The organism is Butyricicoccus intestinisimiae (assembly GCF_018918345.1).
Classification (GTDB): domain Bacteria; phylum Bacillota; class Clostridia; order Oscillospirales; family Butyricicoccaceae; genus Butyricicoccus_A; species Butyricicoccus_A intestinisimiae.
The window spans coordinates 166,527-183,752 of record NZ_JAHLQI010000001.1; the positions used below are offsets into that span (position 1 = coordinate 166,527).

The 17,226-nt window shown below is 45.9% G+C and carries 14 protein-coding genes and 1 CRISPR repeat array; of the genes, 5 read left to right on the forward strand and 9 right to left on the reverse strand.

Translation table 11 applies throughout. The annotated features are described in order from the left end of the window. The first annotated feature begins 2 nt into the window (after positions 1-2). Entirely contained in the window at positions 3-941 is a 939-nt protein-coding gene (locus tag KQI75_RS00895; RefSeq protein ID WP_216468804.1) for an AEC family transporter, read from the forward strand. A 23-nt stretch (positions 942-964) separates the two neighbouring features. Here the strand turns inward: KQI75_RS00895 and KQI75_RS00900 are convergent, their stop codons facing one another. Next, positions 965-1,483, reverse strand: a complete 519-nt coding sequence (locus KQI75_RS00900; RefSeq protein ID WP_216468805.1) for a beta-class carbonic anhydrase — start codon at positions 1,481-1,483, stop codon at positions 965-967. 193 nt (positions 1,484-1,676) lie between these two features. On the opposite strand from KQI75_RS00900, the gene KQI75_RS00905 reads away from it, so the two are divergent. After that, entirely contained in the window at positions 1,677-2,525 is an 849-nt protein-coding gene (locus KQI75_RS00905; RefSeq protein WP_216468806.1) for a patatin-like phospholipase family protein, read from the forward strand. 216 nt (positions 2,526-2,741) lie between these two features. Here the strand turns inward: KQI75_RS00905 and KQI75_RS00910 are convergent, their stop codons facing one another. The 7 genes from KQI75_RS00910 to cas10 are packed head-to-tail and all read right to left on the reverse strand — an operon-like array spanning position 2,742 to position 10,304. Then, positions 2,742-3,989 carry a deoxyguanosinetriphosphate triphosphohydrolase family protein gene (locus tag KQI75_RS00910; protein WP_216468807.1) on the reverse strand — a complete coding sequence of 416 codons (1,248 nt, stop codon included), beginning with the start codon at positions 3,987-3,989 and terminating at the stop codon, positions 2,742-2,744. A gap of 12 nt (positions 3,990-4,001) precedes the next feature. After that, the gene (gene cas6, locus KQI75_RS00915) at positions 4,002-4,739 is read right to left on the reverse strand and encodes a CRISPR system precrRNA processing endoribonuclease RAMP protein Cas6 (protein ID WP_216468808.1); all 738 of its coding nucleotides are present in this window, start codon (positions 4,737-4,739) and stop codon (positions 4,002-4,004) included. Continuing rightward, positions 4,736-5,800, reverse strand: coding sequence for a type III-A CRISPR-associated RAMP protein Csm5 (gene csm5, locus KQI75_RS00920; protein ID WP_216468809.1), 1,065 nt, complete (start codon positions 5,798-5,800; stop codon positions 4,736-4,738). Before csm5 ends, cas6 begins: the two co-directional genes overlap by 4 nt. Then, entirely contained in the window at positions 5,797-6,789 is a 993-nt protein-coding gene (csm4, locus tag KQI75_RS00925; protein ID WP_330655442.1) for a type III-A CRISPR-associated RAMP protein Csm4, read from the reverse strand. The genes csm5 and csm4 overlap by 4 nt, the downstream gene beginning before the upstream one ends. After that, the gene (gene csm3, locus KQI75_RS00930) at positions 6,758-7,441 is read right to left on the reverse strand and encodes a type III-A CRISPR-associated RAMP protein Csm3 (protein WP_216468811.1); all 684 of its coding nucleotides are present in this window, start codon (positions 7,439-7,441) and stop codon (positions 6,758-6,760) included. The genes csm4 and csm3 overlap by 32 nt, the downstream gene beginning before the upstream one ends. Before the next feature lie 15 nt (positions 7,442-7,456). Further along, positions 7,457-7,951, reverse strand: a complete 495-nt coding sequence (gene csm2 / locus KQI75_RS00935) for a type III-A CRISPR-associated protein Csm2 (protein WP_216468812.1) — start codon at positions 7,949-7,951, stop codon at positions 7,457-7,459. After that, positions 7,944-10,304, reverse strand: a complete 2,361-nt coding sequence (gene cas10 / locus KQI75_RS00940) for a type III-A CRISPR-associated protein Cas10/Csm1 (RefSeq protein WP_216468813.1) — start codon at positions 10,302-10,304, stop codon at positions 7,944-7,946. The genes csm2 and cas10 overlap by 8 nt, the downstream gene beginning before the upstream one ends. A 242-nt stretch (positions 10,305-10,546) precedes the next feature. Continuing rightward, a CRISPR array of direct repeats spans positions 10,547-11,862; the repeat unit is 33 nt; unit sequence GAAACAACTTACGCCCCGTCAGGGGACGAAAAC. A gap of 45 nt (positions 11,863-11,907) precedes the next feature. Between cas10 and csm6 the strand changes: the two genes are divergently transcribed. Together csm6 and KQI75_RS00950 are read left to right on the forward strand one after the other, a co-directional pair. Continuing rightward, complete coding sequence (gene csm6 / locus KQI75_RS00945) at positions 11,908-13,242, forward strand: type III-A CRISPR-associated CARF protein Csm6 (protein ID WP_216468814.1); 1,335 nt, start codon at positions 11,908-11,910, stop codon at positions 13,240-13,242. 81 nt (positions 13,243-13,323) lie between these two features. After that, entirely contained in the window at positions 13,324-14,544 is a 1,221-nt protein-coding gene (locus KQI75_RS00950) for a homocysteine S-methyltransferase family protein (RefSeq protein ID WP_216468815.1), read from the forward strand. A 78-nt stretch (positions 14,545-14,622) separates the two neighbouring features. Here KQI75_RS00950 and KQI75_RS00955 read toward each other — a convergent pair whose 3' ends face one another. Beyond that, positions 14,623-15,477, reverse strand: coding sequence for a helix-turn-helix domain-containing protein (locus KQI75_RS00955; protein ID WP_216468816.1), 855 nt, complete (start codon positions 15,475-15,477; stop codon positions 14,623-14,625). Between the two features lie 424 nt (positions 15,478-15,901). Between KQI75_RS00955 and KQI75_RS00960 the strand changes: the two genes are divergently transcribed. Beyond that, positions 15,902-17,218, forward strand: a complete 1,317-nt coding sequence (locus KQI75_RS00960) for a uroporphyrinogen decarboxylase/cobalamine-independent methonine synthase family protein (RefSeq protein ID WP_216468817.1) — start codon at positions 15,902-15,904, stop codon at positions 17,216-17,218. Positions 17,219-17,226 lie beyond the last annotated feature (8 nt).

Consider the following 17,226-nt stretch of genomic DNA (forward strand, 5'->3'; position numbering starts at 1 on the left):
GCATGGATAATATTCTGATTGCTGTCAATGCAGTTGTTCCTTTTTTGTGTTATATCCTGTTTGGATATTTCGTTCGCGTTGCCGGAGTAGTGGATGAGCCGTTTATGCGCCGCATGAACCAGATGGTTTTTCGCGTGTTTTTCCCCATTATGATGTTTTACAATTTGTATCATCATGCCTCACAGATTACACCGGACAAAAAAATGATTCTCGTCAGTGTAATCAGTGTTCTGCTCACTATTTTAGCAGCTTTTCTCATTGTTCCGCGCATTGTCAAAGAAAACGCCAAACGCGGCGTCATTATTCAGGCGATTTATCGGAGCAATTTTGTGCTGTTCGCTCTGCCGCTCTCCACCAATATCTTTGGTGACAGCGGTGCAGCGATTGCATCCGCCATGATTGCAATTATTATTCCGATTTATAATATCTTTGCCATCATGATTCTGGAGTATTTCCGCGGAGATGATATTCGGGTACTCCCGCTTCTCAAGCGCGTGCTGTCCAATCCCATGATTTTCGGCGCGCTGGTCGGACTGGTCTTTGTCGTATTGGGAATTCCCTTGCCTGCGTGCATAGAAAAACCAATCGCTCAGTTTTCTGATTTGACAACACCGCTCGCGCTGTTTATTTTGGGCAGTACACTCCACTTTTCTTCGCTGTTGGATCATGCCAAGTATGTTATTCCAACACTTGCCGTGAAATTGTTCGTACTTCCTGCCTGTATGCTGCTTGTGACGCTTGCCCTGCAGTTTGATCCGGTCAGCCGTTTTGTCTATTTGACCATGTTCGCCACACCGGTGGCGGCGGCTTCGTATCCGATGGCCGCCAACATGGGCGGTGACGGCGCCCTCGCCGGAGAACTGGTTGTGGCAAGCACTGCAGTTTCCGTCGGGACGCTGTTTTTGTGGATTTTTATTCTGAAAAGCTGCGGATGGATTTGATTTTCTCCCAAAACCATTCTTGTTTATTCTTGTACCTGTCCGATTTGCATAGCTTGCTGCACCGGACGGAGCTCTCCGGTCTTTACATCACAGATATATCCATAAATAGGAATCTTCTTGGAAATCAGAGGATGATTGCGAATATATGTCACATCATCGATGACACTCTGTTCCAGATTCCGTATGGGCTGAAAATTGATATACTGTCCGGCGCGGCTGCCGCCTTCTTTGACCGGATTGTACCAGCCGTTCCCTCCATAAACAGCGGTCTGTAAACTCTCCTCCAACAAATCACAAAGGATATCATTGGTAAAATTCATCATGCCGCAATCCGTGTGCTGAATGACAAAAATTGCCTTTGCGCCTTGGAATTTATGCGCTACAACCAGCGAACGAATCGTCTCTTCATTTGCTCTGCCGCCAGCGTTTCGAATGACATAGGCCTTGCTTTGCTCCAGACCCGGAAACTTTTTCGGGTCAAGCCGCATATCCATGCACGTTAAAATGGCAATTTTTTCATCTGGTTTTGTAAGATTCATCATAAAAACACCTCGTTTCTTGTTGTATCTATGATAATCGGAGCAAGATGTTTTGTCAATAAACTTAAGAATCATTCTTAATGTAGATTTTGTGTTTTGCTTTTTTTACTTTCTTATTTCCGGATGCCTTGGTATCTTTTGCAATCCGGTGTATAATAGATGCATGAAAAAATCACAGAAAGCACAGGTATTACTTATGGCAAAAAAGGGTTTGATTTTGGAGGGCGGCGCGATGCGCGGATTATTTACCGCCGGCGTGATGGATGTCCTCATGGAAAATCATGTGACGTTTGACGGCGCAATTGGTGTTTCTGCCGGCGCTGTATTCGGCTGTAATTACAAGTCTGAGCAAATCGGCCGCGTCTTGCGCTACAACACCAGATTCTGCAACGATCCGCGATATGCCAGCTTTCGTTCTCTGCTGAAAACAGGCGACTTGTATGGCGCAGATTTTTGTTATCATGAACTTCCCAACAAGCTGGATCTCTTTGATACAGACACGTATGAAAAAAATCCGATGGAATTTTATGTTGTGTGCACCGATGTGCAAACCGGCAAACCGGTCTATCACAGCTGCCCGACAGGAAAAGACACGGACATCACATGGATGCGTGCCTCCGCTTCCATGCCAATGGTATCACGCGTCGTAGAGGCAGGCGGACATCAGCTATTGGATGGCGGCATTTCCGATTCGATTCCGATTCGCAAGTTTCAGGAACTGGGATACCAGAAGAATGTCATTGTTTTGACGCAGCCGATGAATTACATCAAGCACAAAAATAAGCTGCTGCCCCTGCTCCGGATTGCTCTGCGTAAATATCCGGAAGTGATTCACGCCTTAGAAGTACGGCACGATATGTATAATCAAACAACCGCATATGTCCGCCTGCTTGAACAGCAGGGTGATGTCTGTGTGATTCGTCCGGATGCCCCGCTGAACATCAAACAGGTCGTACATGATCCTGCGGAACTCAAACGAGTCTATGACCTCGGCAGAAAGGCCGGAGAGGCAAAATTGAAAGACGTGCAGGCATTTTTGGCTTAAAAAAAGAAGGAATTTTGAACTGCACCCCATTTGTTAGACAGTATGATATAACGTCTAACAAATGGGGTGTTTAACTATGTCAAAAAGAAAAACGAACAAACGATATACGCCAAAATTAAAAAAGAAAGAGCCTGCCGCCTGCAATTCACAGACAACAAGCCCTTTCGGTTGCTTGAATAATTTTTTCTGAAATATTGTCTAACTTTTTTGGTCTTGTTAAAACGATGTCAGGGAGTGAAACATTTTGATTGCATATGGGTCAGTCATTCCGGCAATGTAATCGACAATCGCGCGCTTGTATTGCACTGGATTTGTCAAGTTGCCGTAAATTTTTCGATTATCAGCTTTTTGTACTTCTTGGAAGCTGTATGACTGCGTGACAATATCAGGCTCGCAATATAATGCCAACCAGTTTCCAAATCCTTTGGCAAGCTCCTCGCACCACCGCTCTTGCCGGTGAATAGCGTCAAACGTGTTTTCCGCAGCATACCAATGGCTCAATTCTGTGTAGAGTGTTGTGAGTACCAATTTGACATACTGTTTATAATAATGGAATCTTTCATTGTTATAAATATATGTGGAATTATATGCTTTTATTTCGTTCAGCAGGTGCAAAATATTTTGCGAAAATTGTAAGCCGTCAAGGGGATTACTGTGTTGGCATAAATCTGAAATGAGCGTGCTGATTAACGCCGATGTGTTTACCATATGCAAGGATGGCACGTGGTATACTTCTCCGATTTTAGTTAATATTGTGTGTGAATCTTCATCTAAAAAATTTAATCTGGCAGCATCTTCAATATCTCTGCCTAAATACGCAATCTTGTCGGATACCTTAACAACGCATCCTTCCCAAGTAAAGGGCTGATACTGTCCAGAATATTGGAATTGTGAGCGCAAGTCGATGCGCTGCGTGCGCGGTTTCAGATGGTTTTCGTCAATTTCTCCGCAATGCGAAATCAAACCGTCGCGAACTGCGTATGTTAAATTCAAATTGCATAGATGACACTGTGTGTCTTCCAACAATTCGATATCATCGACAAAGATCAAGCTGTTTTTCTCGTGAAAAAATGGTTCATCCGTGAATTGCCGAACAAGATTTTTCAGGACAGTTTCTCCCTGATGGCCGAATGGCGCGTGTCCCAAATCATGTCCTGTTGCAATTGCATTTGTTAGCTCTGTATTTAAACCGAGTGTGTGAGCAATGGTATGACTGACAGATGCAACATGCTGAACATGCTCCATCCGTGTGCAAATATGGTCGTTGTGCGTGTTAAAGAATACCTGCGTTTTGTGCTTCAACCGCCGGTATCCTAACGAATGGAGAATTCTGGTGAAATCTCGTTCAAAGGCCTCTCTCTTGTCATTTTCGTGTGTATATAGTTTGCGTTCTCTGTGTATTGCCGTCTGCCAGATGTCATTCTCCGGCACTGTTGCCACGGCAGAGAATGGTTTTTCACCCATTTTGCTTCACCTCTATACGAAAATCGAAACGCCTCCCATTCCGAGTGCGGTTTTGATGCCGATTCCGGTGTATTCTGAGAAAATAAGCAGCATTTTCCAGAGCTCTAGCATGGGAGGAGAAAGCTTGGAAGAGATGATTATTTCGCCGCAAAATCCGGGAATGGAACTCTGTTTTAACCGATATGTACTGCTTTTCAACCGGTACGAACGAATACGAAGATTATTTGTCAGCATTTGGATGGCATCATCATCTTCTAATAACATTTCAGGAAAAAACTCGTTCCAACGTTGCAATAAATTTTGGAGAATGAGCGGGACTGTTGGGAAAATCTGATATATTCCATTGGATTTAAATGAAGCTGCATTATGAAAAACAATGCGTACCGCTTGAGACGATGACAACTGCTCAGCCTGTGTGATTATAGTATCCGCAGTGAGGACATCGCTTTGCTGGATTTTTTTTATTATTATCGTCGACTCATGCAAGGACAAGTGGGTTATATTTGTCAGGATCGGTGCACAATAGCTGATAGCATCGTCTGTTAATAGAGAAACAACCCATATGCTCTGATGTTTCTCATGGTCAAAACGGATGTATTGGCTAATTGCGCTAAATCCTTGTTCATGAACAGCGTCTGCAAACTCAACGGGCAATTGTTCTAACAGTGCAGCATATAAACGATAAGCCCAAAAAGACGGAATGGACGTTCCATCCGGCGTCTGTATAAGATATTGAAAATTTTGTATCATTGGATTGTCACCTGACAGAGCCCAATAGGGTATGCGAACCTGTCGAATTCTGTTATCTTGAACGTGCGCGGGGAAATGCCGTATCCTATATCCTTTTCGTGTTTATGCTTCTGCTGCATACTTTGGGAAACAGTTTTCACCGCTTTTGCATGATTTGGAGCGTAGAGTGGATAAATAAGATTTTTGGCAAAAAATCCGCTGCCGCCGCCCAAAACAATAAAATCATCGCGGAATAAATCTTCAAATTCTTTTTTTATAGCAAAATAAGAATTGTACTCTTGGATATAAAATGCGTCAAAAGCTCGGATCGCTTCGCGTAATTCCGTCAAGATGTTTGCGCGGGAGAGAATGTTTTGATCCAACGTCAGACGAAACGTTATTTTGGTTTCCGGAGCAACACATTGCCGAACAACGTTAATTCTATTTTCAAAACCATCGGGAAGAGAATCGATTTTAGAAGCTAAAATCATACTTTTTTCATCGATAGGCTCGCTGTCAGAGATAGAAATGCCGCGCATGATACTGTTTACCATGTCGGACTGTTTGTTTGTAATCTGCAAGGTGTGCAGATATTTACTCTCCAGTTGTTTTATGTTTATAGGCTCTGCTTTGTTTGAATCGCGCAGCAGCATATTTGTGAGCAAAACCGTGCGCAGGCAGCCTTTTAATGAACTGCCTGGGATATATGCACGGCCATCGGCCCGGCGAATAAAGGCTTGTATTTCCTTTAAGGAATGGTTTTCATCTAATGCATCTGCGGCGGAAACACGGTTGACAATCAAGCTGTTAATTGTTTTGGCATCTAATTTGCAGATGTTTTTTAGAAAATACTGAATCGTATCCGATGGACGCTTGTTTAGAATAAAAGACTCGTACTTATCAATCAGATCGCGGTCAATCAGCAACTGAAAGAATCGTGTCTGATCGATAAAAGACACTGTTTGTCTGGCTGCGTCAAAAATATAGTCCATTTTTCCGTATACGACGCCAGAACCAACGAATACGGGTGCTTTTGTAGTCAGTGTAAGTGTGTATTCCTGCAAATGTCCCAGTTGCTTCATAGATTTACCCCCAGTAAGATCGGTTTGGAATACCGATAGATCGGATGATCTGGACTGAATCCGACGTCAAATAAATCGCCGGAAAAAGGCTGCGTGATGATAGACCCGCTGGACAAAAAGTATTGTGTTTGTTTTTTCAATAATTCTGCATTTTTTCCGCGGGGATGCGTAAAACCGCCGCGGCGGACTACCTGAAAGCAGGCAGAAGGAATGACTGACTCCAACTCTGCATCGGCCGGAAGAGAGGCAGAGAGCAGCATCCAATGCTTGCTGTTTGCGCAATTGAAGTGTTGGTATAACCAAGCGGTTGCTTCATCATATGTATCTTCTGCACAAGAAAAGTATGCAGTGTCTGCCACTTCAAATTTTCCATATCCGGCACTGATTTTTCCGCCGATGCCAGAGTATCCGAGTGCCTGCACCAGTTGCTCTATCTGTGCAGCATCGTCCTCTTGTTCGTATTGCAAAATAAAATACAATCCGCAGTTTTCAAAAAACTGAAACAAGCCAACGGTATATGGCACAGCATCTTCGCGGTCGGGAACAGCAGCTTTTGTCATTTCCACGGTCGTGCCGAATTTTGATTTATTTCCGGCATTTGCCCAATTATATGTTCCCTCACCGCGCAGGGCAGACAGACACGATTCCATTTCATCGACAGAAATCCATTCTGCCTTTTTGAGAATTTTTCTGTCACAATCCAATTGTTTCATAGGCTGCCAGCAAGGGCGGGGAAGATAGAGTGTTTCATCTTGATATGGCATGCAGTCGGAAAATCGGAGTGCATCCTGCTGTACAAGGCGGACGAGCCATTCTACCTTGGAGTTGCCGCCGAGCACAGAAGCAGTGTGGCATAAAGCAGAAAACAGCGTATCCGCATGGCAAGTCATTTCGCCGGTATCCAGACTATGTGCCATGGCGCCGCTTCCAAAATGGACAGGAGAGGTGAAACCCAATTTAAACAGACAATACTTCATAGTTCTCCACATCCTTAAAGACTGCACACAGCTTTTTCAGATCCAAACCAGACTCAAAGTCCTTCATTTTGAAGTTCTCAAAGGAGACACGACCGCTTCCGCGCGTGCCGTGACCACCGAGATAATCCATTTGCAGAAGCTTAAAGCCCTTTGCGAGAACCTGCATGTCCTCCAATACTTCTGCTTCGGTATCCGCAGTCACATCGTAAACAATGCGCACGGCAAAACGAACACCGGGAACAACACGTTCAATCTGTCGAGGATTGGCGGTGCAATTTTCTCGATTGATGGTGTTTTCAAACTTTACTTCGGTCAATCCAATCGATTTCATTTCATCTTTGTTGCAGACAAAAGCATCTGCGAACTGGAGGCGAGCAGTTACCGGCTTGCCGTCTGCAGATTTGCTCGCGCCGAATAGGCGAATAATGACCGCATCATCATCGTTGAAATCCGGCATATTGTGAATATTCTTCGCATAACTGCGGGCGAGAAGCGTGCGCAGTTTACCCTTTAAGCTGCTGCCCGGAACGATTGGATTTCCGTCGCTGGGATTGGAAACAACTGGGCTATCCACAGCACCGATGGCAGAAAAGACAGAGCTTCCGCCAATATGCATGCCGGTGCGAACCAAAAGCGTACAATCAATAATTACTTTTCCGTACATATCAAAAAATCCCCCTTAATCCGGATCGCCGCCATAAAAACGATGATAGGCAACAAGTGCTTCCATATAATGACAAAAACGAAGCATGTTTTCGCGATTCTTGTCGATTCCCTTGATGTATGCTAACAATTTGCTGGTTTCTACGAATTTTTTCACGCTTTGTTCGCGGCCTGCTTCATAGAGAACACGGATGCGCAGCATTTGTAATTTTGCAGCACTTTCGCTCGAAATGGAATCATCTCTCCTGCGGTTTTCTGTATTGTAAATGTCGCTGACGAGTGTCAGAATATTGCGTAGTTTGCTGGTTGTCAGCTTTCCGCCTTTCGCGTTTGATTGGCTTAGCTGTTGCATCACTGCATCCGCCGCATCGACATAGTCTTCCGGAACAGGCAGCGCCTTAATTTTCTCAATTTCTTTAGTTTCCTTTGGCTTTGTATCTCTGCGGTCGTTAAAATTGCGGCTTCGATTTTCACCATATCGATTTTGCTGATATCTGTTGTTTTCACGCACGATCGGTATCCCCCTTCATTCTTGTCTGATACACATAGATATAAATAGCTGTAATCAACTGCTGGCGGTCTGTTGGATTGCGGTACCATTGATACATCTGTTTGGAAAATTCGGCATACATGGCGTAGGACGGATTGTTTTTCTTCGGCTCCAAGCGGGCGAGAAGATATGCAAATCGCGCCAAGTTGATGCGCTGCTCGCTGTTCCGCAAAAGATCCAGTAAGCGATATAAAAAGGCTTTTCCGCGTTCCGCGTCTTCTTGATTTGCAAAGAAGCGTTCCAGCAGATTTTTCTTTTCGTTGATGACTTTATCCTGAAAGATTTGCCAAGGATATGTCTGCTGTGCAGATGCTTCGAATATCGTGACAGCATTTTTTCCATCGTGACTTTTTGCAAAGGCCTCCAGTTCTGCGGCTTCCGATGCGGAACGGCGAATCGGATATTTCGCGTTTTTGAGCAGAATACCGGCGGAAAGGTGCAGCGTATGGCATGTATACGTCTGAAAATCTTCCTGAATTCGCATGGCAGCTTCCAGAATATGATCCCAAGCGCCGACGAGAAAAACATCATCTCCGCCGGAATACACGATGGTAACAGCCAGTGCGTCCTTTGTCACGCGTGCAAGAATAGAATTGATGTAGTACTTGAAAAACCGTGACATCTGACGCGAGAACGAAGCGGTTCTGGAAATTGTCACATATTTGTACTGATCTTCTGCGGCAGCGGCATGCGGTCTTTCAAATCCAGAGATAAACGCCTTGCCCAAATCATCGACATCCATGCGGCAAACGGCAATGCGGGAGATGCCGGTGCTTTTTTCAGCAAGCTCATTGATGCGATTGGAATCGTGATATTCGCCCACAAACAGTTGGCTTGCATAGTGTGCCCCGACAGATAGAAGCGATTGCGCATTTTTTGTATAGACGCGGAGAACATCATCCGTCTGCTGTAGCAGCTGCTGTGCATCGTCTGTCTCCAAAATAGAGAGATAGGCGCAGGAATCTCCATGCGGCAATTCGATATGCAATTGGGTATACGGTGTCTCCGAAACGACAAAGACCGTTTTTCTTTTGTCTTGGATGTCACGGGATATCTGCTCGAACAGATTGCACCAATGGCATTTTTCACCGTTTAATTGCTCCACAGCACCGCAAATTTTGCATTCGCGCCCATCTTTTCTGACCGTGCCGCGGTTGAGCTCCATCAATTCTGCGGCGGAATAGCGATGCATTTTGCAGTACGAAATTTGCTGGGAAACGCGGCGGAAAATCTCTTTATATGGCGCATCTTTTTGCGGCTGATTGGTCAATTCATTGGCAGAGCACGGTGTCATGCCATCGGCGAGGAATAACCGGATACCGAATTGTTCCCGCAGCCAGCGATTGATGTGTGCGCTCTGCTGTGCCAAGCACAGTTTTGTTTTTTGCGTGTTTGGCAGCAGCATATAACAGTGTCCGCCGCCGCTGTACAGCAGATTGGCGCGGGAAAGTCCGCAGCCGTCCAGAACTTCATCAATATAGTGCTCCATGAGAAACTCTAAGAAAAAAGAGCGGCTGCGCATCGAGCGAAGGGCATTGTCTGTAGATACTGTATAAATAAAGTTTTGAATGCCGGACACATCAGCAGAGTACAAAAGAAATGCCTTTTCATCCCAGAATTTTTTACCTTGCTTGACCAGTACCTGCTGATAGTCAGAAACGGCATGTTCCAGCAAGTATTCGCTGATACACGCGGCAGTGGCAGCGGTAATCTTTTGGTGATCGTAGAGGGAGACATCGGCATATTCTCTCGTGTTGGTGCTGGAAGGAATGCTGCTTGTCCATGTCTCTAAAACCGAGAGCGTTGTGTTCATCCACTGCGGCTCCGGCGGGATGCCGCGCAATGCCTGCAGCAGGCAGTTCGCAACATTTTGATAATCCTGCTGGGTCAACGCATATTCGCCGGACGGAATCGGACGAGCATAGTTGTTGGACAGTGGTTCCAGAGGAATTTCAAAATCCTTCGGATTTTCATGCATGAGATTAAAAATAGAGGACAGCGGAAGATGTTTTTTGAACGGCTGACCGCCTTCCTCTACGTTTTCTTTTTCCCGCCGATCCGTGGCGGAAGCGATATTGTCCGCAATATAGACGACGTATGCCGGAGACTGCTTGGACAAACTAGCAGATTTCAAAGCATCTGCGTGATGATACCGAATGCAGTCGAGAATATCCGGCTGGTTCCAGACAGCTTTCAGCTTTTTATAACCGCTCTCGCTGTGCGAACCGCTTTCGCCGGCGCGGTACAGGATTTTTCCCAAATCGTGTACCAATGCACCGTAGACGGCATATAGCGTTTGATTGTGTTGCTCCATAATCTTCCCCCAATTCTCACAAATTTCATATGGACAGTCTAACACTTTTTGGACACCTTTTCAAGACGCGGTGCGAAGCAATCTGTATCTTTTTAGATTTTTTTACAGAAAAAAGAGGTTCGCACCGCGAAATATATAATTTTTTTCGAAAAAGTCACGAAATACATTGCATTTGCAAGAGATTTTCGATATACTGTAACAAGAATTGCTCCGGCAACATGCAGATTTTGTGCCCTTTTGCCGAAACAACTTACGCCCCGTCAGGGGACGAAAACCCAACGTAGCTGTCAAATTCAGACTTGCGTTCCAGAAACAACTTACGCCCCGTCAGGGGACGAAAACCTTCAAAGCGTTGGCTCTAGGGTCTTTCTTCTTCTTGAAACAACTTACGCCCCGTCAGGGGACGAAAACAGTCACGAACATCTCAACGATGATGTGATTGAAGAAACAACTTACGCCCCGTCAGGGGACGAAAACCGGTTTACGCGGCGGATGATGGATAACAGCTATTGGGAAACAACTTACGCCCCGTCAGGGGACGAAAACGTCCTTCCGGCTGTACAGCGTGATTTCCACCACGTCGAAACAACTTACGCCCCGTCAGGGGACGAAAACCATGTCGGTTAAAGAGCCGTCATACCAACTTAACCGGAAACAACTTACGCCCCGTCAGGGGACGAAAACCGGCTAGATATTGCCAGAGGTCAGTTAGCCTACGAAACAACTTACGCCCCGTCAGGGGACGAAAACGTTTACGCGGCGGATGATGGATAACAGCTATTGGGAAACAACTTACGCCCCGTCAGGGGACGAAAACTTTTACAAAATCCATATGCGGCAACAGGTCATTGCGAAACAACTTACGCCCCGTCAGGGGACGAAAACTTTTTCAGTCACGGTTAATCACCCGACCCAGAGGGAAACAACTTACGCCCCGTCAGGGGACGAAAACGCTGACCAGCCAGTTCTTCGTGATTGATGATTTTGAAACAACTTACGCCCCGTCAGGGGACGAAAACGCCGATAAACTGGCAAAGGGCATCACAGCCCAGAAACAACTTACGCCCCGTCAGGGGACGAAAACGCTATTACAATTCCAATCTTTATCGTCAATAAACGAAACAACTTACGCCCCGTCAGGGGACGAAAACAAAGGGCTATTTTTAAGGTTAAAAAGGTGTTTTTGAGAAACAACTTACGCCCCGTCAGGGGACGAAAACAGTTGCAAGCAACTCACAGACGTTTTTCAACGCCTGAAACAACTTACGCCCCGTCAGGGGACGAAAACAAGTTGATAATGACCCGCGCTGGTTGACGGTCACGAAACAACTTACGCCCCGTCAGGGGACGAAAACACGAATGGGAGGAAAAAGTACCGTTTGAAACCTCGAAACAACTTACGCCCCGTCAGGGGACGAAAACTCATTCATGCTTCGGTTAACGCGCTCGATATGGTGAAACAACTTACGCCCCGCCAGGGGACGAAAACTTTATTGCATCTCAGAGTTCTTCTATGCTTTCGCACGAAACAACTTACGCTCCGCCAGGGGACGAAAAAAGCTCCTTACCCATGTGGATAAGGAGCAGAAGGAGGTTGATACATATGAAACGTATTTTATTTAGCTGTGTTGGTTCGACCGATCCGGTGCGCGGTTTACGTGACGGCAGTATGCTGCACATTATGCGGCACTATCGACCGGACAAAGTTGTATTATATCTGTCTGCAGAAATTCGGGAAAAGGATGCAAAAGACCATCGGTTTCAGCGGGCATTTGACGATTTCGAACAGCGTGTGCCGGATTATCGGCCGGAAATCGTCCGCATAGAAAGCGATATACGTGATGTGTCGGATTTTGACTGTTTTTATGATGAATTTGGCAAATATATCCGTGAATTGCAAACAGCAGAACCGGATGCGGAAATCTTGTTAAATCTTAGCTCTGGCTCAGTCCAGATGAAAATGACGCTGGCGCTGCTGTCAGCAGATCTACGTTTTCGCACCAGAGGCATTCAGGTGAAAACACCAGAAAAAGCTGCCAGCAAGGCACAGCGCACAACCGATAAGGGATATGATTTAGAAGCAGAAATTGAATTGAATGAAGACTTTGAAACAGATGCACCCAATCGCTGTGAAGAACCACGACTGTTTATGGTTCAGCGAGAAACAGAAAAGAATCAAATACGTGCTTTGCTGGATGCCTATAATTATGAAGCAATTTCGATGATGAAACCACTGCTTCCGTCAGAGAGTATGACGTTGATACACTTCTTGCAGATGCGCGCGGAATATCGCTACGCAGAAGCAGAAGAAACAGCGAAACTTTTGGGACGGACACTTCCATTCAAACTATATCCAATCGGAAAAGATTTACACGCGTCCAAGCGAATCCGCAAAGAATATCGGGAAGTTTCAGAATATCTCTTATGCCTGAAGCTGCTGCAAAAAAATGGAAAATTGACGGATTTGGTTATTCGGTTAAATCCATTGATTCTTCGTCTGCAAAAAGCATATCTGAAATCTTGCTGTGATTTTGACTGTGAAGAAATTATTGACCACTCCAACGGCCATGAATATATCTGTCCCCAAAAAATATGTGCGTATTCCGCTGAGTTGGCGCAGCATTTGTCTGATGCTGAAAGACGGGATATCAATTTAAGCTTCTGTATGAGACTAATTGCATATTTCGGAAAAAATGAAACGGAAGAAGGAAAATTGTTCCACAAATTGAGTAAACTCAATCAAAAACATAGAAATACGTCCGCACACACGCTGAACAATATCACGGAAGAAGATATTAAAGAATCCATGGGCATCAGCAGTAAGATTTTAATTGAAAAACTGGAAAAACTGCTCAAGACGATTTATGGTGATCTGTGTGCGCCAAAGCTGTTTGATATCTATGATACCTGCAATGCGTATATCTATCAGATGATCTGACGCAAGAGAAAACCCCATATTGCGCTTTGCGGGTGATGCCGTTATAATATGATGTAGTACAGGAAAACGGAGGAAATACATATGGAATTACAGTTTCCGTTGATTTTAGACGGCGCGACCGGCACACAGCTGCAAAAGCGCGGATATACCAACGAGCAGTGCGCAGAGCAATGGGTGCTGGAACATCCGGAGGCCATTCAGGATATTCAGAAAAACTATGTTGCTGCGGGAAGCAATATCGTGTACGCGAGCACATTTGGTGCCAATCGCATCAAGCTGGAGGGCAATGGCATTCGAAACCAGACAGCTGCGTATAATACACGCTTGGTCGGTCTGTCTCGAGAGGCGGTTGGAGACAACGCGATGGTTGCCGGTGATATTGCGCCGACGGGTAAATTTTTGTATCCGATTGGCGATTTGAGCTTTGAGGATTTGCTGGATGTGTATACCGAGCAGGCACAGGCGCTGGAACAGGCGGGTGTTGACCTGTTTGTTATCGAAACGACTATGACGATTCCGGAGGCGCGCGCGGCATTGCTGGCAGTCAAGAGCGTCAGTGAAAAGCCGGTCTTTGTGACATTTACTTGTGACGAAAACGGTAAGACCTTAACGGGCACGGATGTTGTCGCGGCATTGGTTATCATGCAGAGCATGGGCGCGGATGCCGTTGGTCTCAATTGCTCGGTCGGTCCGGATAAAATGCTGCTGCAGCTGGAACGCATGGCACAGTACGCACAGGTTCCGCTCATTGCAAAGCCAAATGCCGGCATTCCGGAAATGGTTGACGGCAAGGCAGTATATACGTGTACACCGGAAGAATTTGCCGCTCTTGTACCGGAGATGGCGGCGGCCGGTGTCGGTGTGTATGGCGGCTGCTGCGGCTCAGAGCCGGCACATATTGCAGCGTTGGCACAGGCAGTTAAGCAGGCAGAAATCAAAAAGCCGGCATCCAAGCACATGGATGAATTGGTCGCTGCAACCGAACGCGAGGTCTTTGTTTTGCCGGCAGATGTTGACTGCGGAGACGTGTTCCCGTGTGATGAAGATGTTATGGATGCCATCGAAGAAGCAGAGGACAGCGAAGATGCTGTTTTGTCCATTCGCATCGAAGAAGCAGACGAATTGGAAAATTTTGCAGAGGGACAGTATGCGATTGTCAAGCCGCTGTGCCTGCACTGTGAGGATGCAGTGCTGTTGGAACAGGCACTGCGCTTGTATCAGGGCCGCGCACTGTATACTGGCAGCCTGTCCAAGGACGAATTACAGCCGCTGTGTGAGAAATACGGCTTGCTCGTTCGATAACGCTGCATGTGAATAACACAGATATAACAAAAGAGATCCGTCAGTCGTTTGCTGATAGATCTCTTTTTCTATGTTTTTTTATCCGAGCGGAAGTTCACGGAACTTGCGCGGAGAAACGCCGATTTTATCGGTAAATGCACCGGTAAAGCTGGCCTCCGTGCGGTAGCCGACTTCTGCACCAATCGCTTTGATTGGCAGATCGGTCGATTTGAGCAGATATTTTGCACGATCCATGCGCATGCAGATGATAAATTCGTGCGGGGAATAATGCAGCCGCGCGCGAAACAGACGGATTAAGTGAGAAGGACTGAGATGAACTTGCTTGGCAAGCTGCTTGAGCCGCAAATCTTCACCCAAATGCAGCTGAATATAAGAAACGGCCTGCTGAACGGGATCATCGCTGGTCAGCTCGTGATATTCTGCGCTGGGGCGCGCTGCGAGATAACATAGGGCGCTGTACAGCAGCCGCGCGTGTTCGGCTTCATTGACCAGCTGATGATTGGCAAATTGGCGAACCAATGTGCGAATCTGTGCGGCAGCTTTGGCGTGCTTTTGGGCAGCGTATAAAACTCCGCCGTTTTCCCGCGTCAAATGCTGATACAGCTCCAGCGAATTGACGCCGGAAAAATGCACCCAATAAAATTCTACATATTCCGGCGTGTGATAGGCGTGATAATCGTTTCCGTCAAACAAAAGAATGTCGCCGGAATGCGCCGTTATCGTCTTTTCATGGAATTGCAATTCCATTGTGCCGTTTTCGATGAGCATTAACATCAGGCAGTCTAGTCTCTGACGGTTAATGCGATATCGTTTGTCACAATAATAGTGCCCGCACATGTGTACGGAATAAAACAGCGCCTGCTTTTGCATGGCGAGCGTTCCGAAAAAATATTCGGAACCGGATAAAACACCGAATTCTTTCTGTCGAAGCATATAAATCACCTTTATCTTTAATTTTTAATTATATCAGGCAAACAGAAAAAGCACAATAAGAAAGAATGGGAAATACTTTCGAAAAATTATCATCTTTTTCTAATGAAAACAGACGAAATTGTTTGTGCTGTTGCTTATCCTATCATGGAATGATAAGATTTCGAAAGTTTTTTTCTAAAAATCATCAAAGAATAAAAATAATATCATATATGCGCTGAAAAATGAGCATATTTTGGTTGCATTTGGACAATGTTGCAACGGGTAAAGTGTACAAAAAGATTTTTTGGACGATTTTGCACACGTTGAAAAGCGTATTTTTCTGTGGTATGATACATGAAACGAGAAAAGTATAAGAGAAAGATATATTTTCTATGAAGTAAAAGTTTGAATAATTTCGGAAAGTAATCACATAGGAGGCACGTATATGAGATTCGATCAGTGTACCAACGGCAATATCTTTATGCATGGCTGGACCAAGGAACAGGCCGTCATGAGCGATCACGACAAGGCAATTCTGCAGGAACTGGCAAAAAAGATGGCGGCATATGCTGCAAGACCGGAAGAAGAAGCACGCATTCAGCTGTGGCGCGACCACAATGATCTGAAGGACACACGTCCGCTCATCTATATCGATCTGGAAAACGGCTGGAACGAACTTCTGCCGATGGAATTTACCTGCCAGTGCGAAGGCGAAATGGCACAGGAATGGGAGATGTGGCTGCACAAGGAATTGATTTACGCAGAGAAAATCAAGTGCGACAAGCCGATCGAAGCCAAGTTTTACATTCCGTATCAGGCACACAACACCATGTGGGGCGTTGAGAAAAAGGTTATCGGTGACGTCAAGGGCGGCGAAGCCATTACTTGGGAAAGCCCGATTACCGATGACATGATGGAAGACGACTTTGATGTCAAGGAGCTCATCAAAATTCCGCAGATTACCATTGATTGGGAAGCAACCGAAGCATATACTGCCATTGCGCACGATGTATTTGATGGCATCCTGACTGTGGAACGCCGCCATTGGTGGTGGTGGGGTCTGGAGCTCACGCATCCGTATGCCGATCTGCGCGGTTTGGAAAACATGCTGTATGATTTCTACGATTATGACGAGAAAATGCATGAGATTCTGGGACGCTTCACAGAAGGCTATCTGGCAATGATTGACTTCTTGGAGGAAAACAAGCTGTTTACGCCGAACACGGGCAACTGCTATGTCGGCTCTGGCGGACTGGGTATTACCGGCGATTTGAATGCAGCCGCTGCCGTTCCGAACAGCGCAATGGATATTTGGGGCTTCCATGAGAGTCAGGAAACCAGCGAGGTATCTCCGGAAATGTTTGCGGAGTTTGTTCTGCCGTATCAGCTGAAGCTTGCAGAACGCTTTGGCTTGAACTACTATGGCTGCTGTGAAGGATTGGATCGCCGCTGGGATTATGTCAAGAACCTACCGCGTCTGCGCCGTGTATCGGTGTCGCAGTGGGCAGATATTCCAAAGATGAGCGAGCTGCTCGGCGGTGATTATGTATTCTGCCACAAGGTAAGCCCGACAGATATCGCCGTTCCGGTCATTGACGAGGATCATATCCGCACCCGTCTGCATCAGGTTCTGACCGACTGCAAGCGCTGCGGCAACCATGTTGAACTGATTATGAAGGACAATCATACGATTGCAAATAAGCCGGAAAATGTATACCGCTGGGTACAGATTGCCAAGGAAGAAATCGCAAAGGTATACTAATTTTCCAA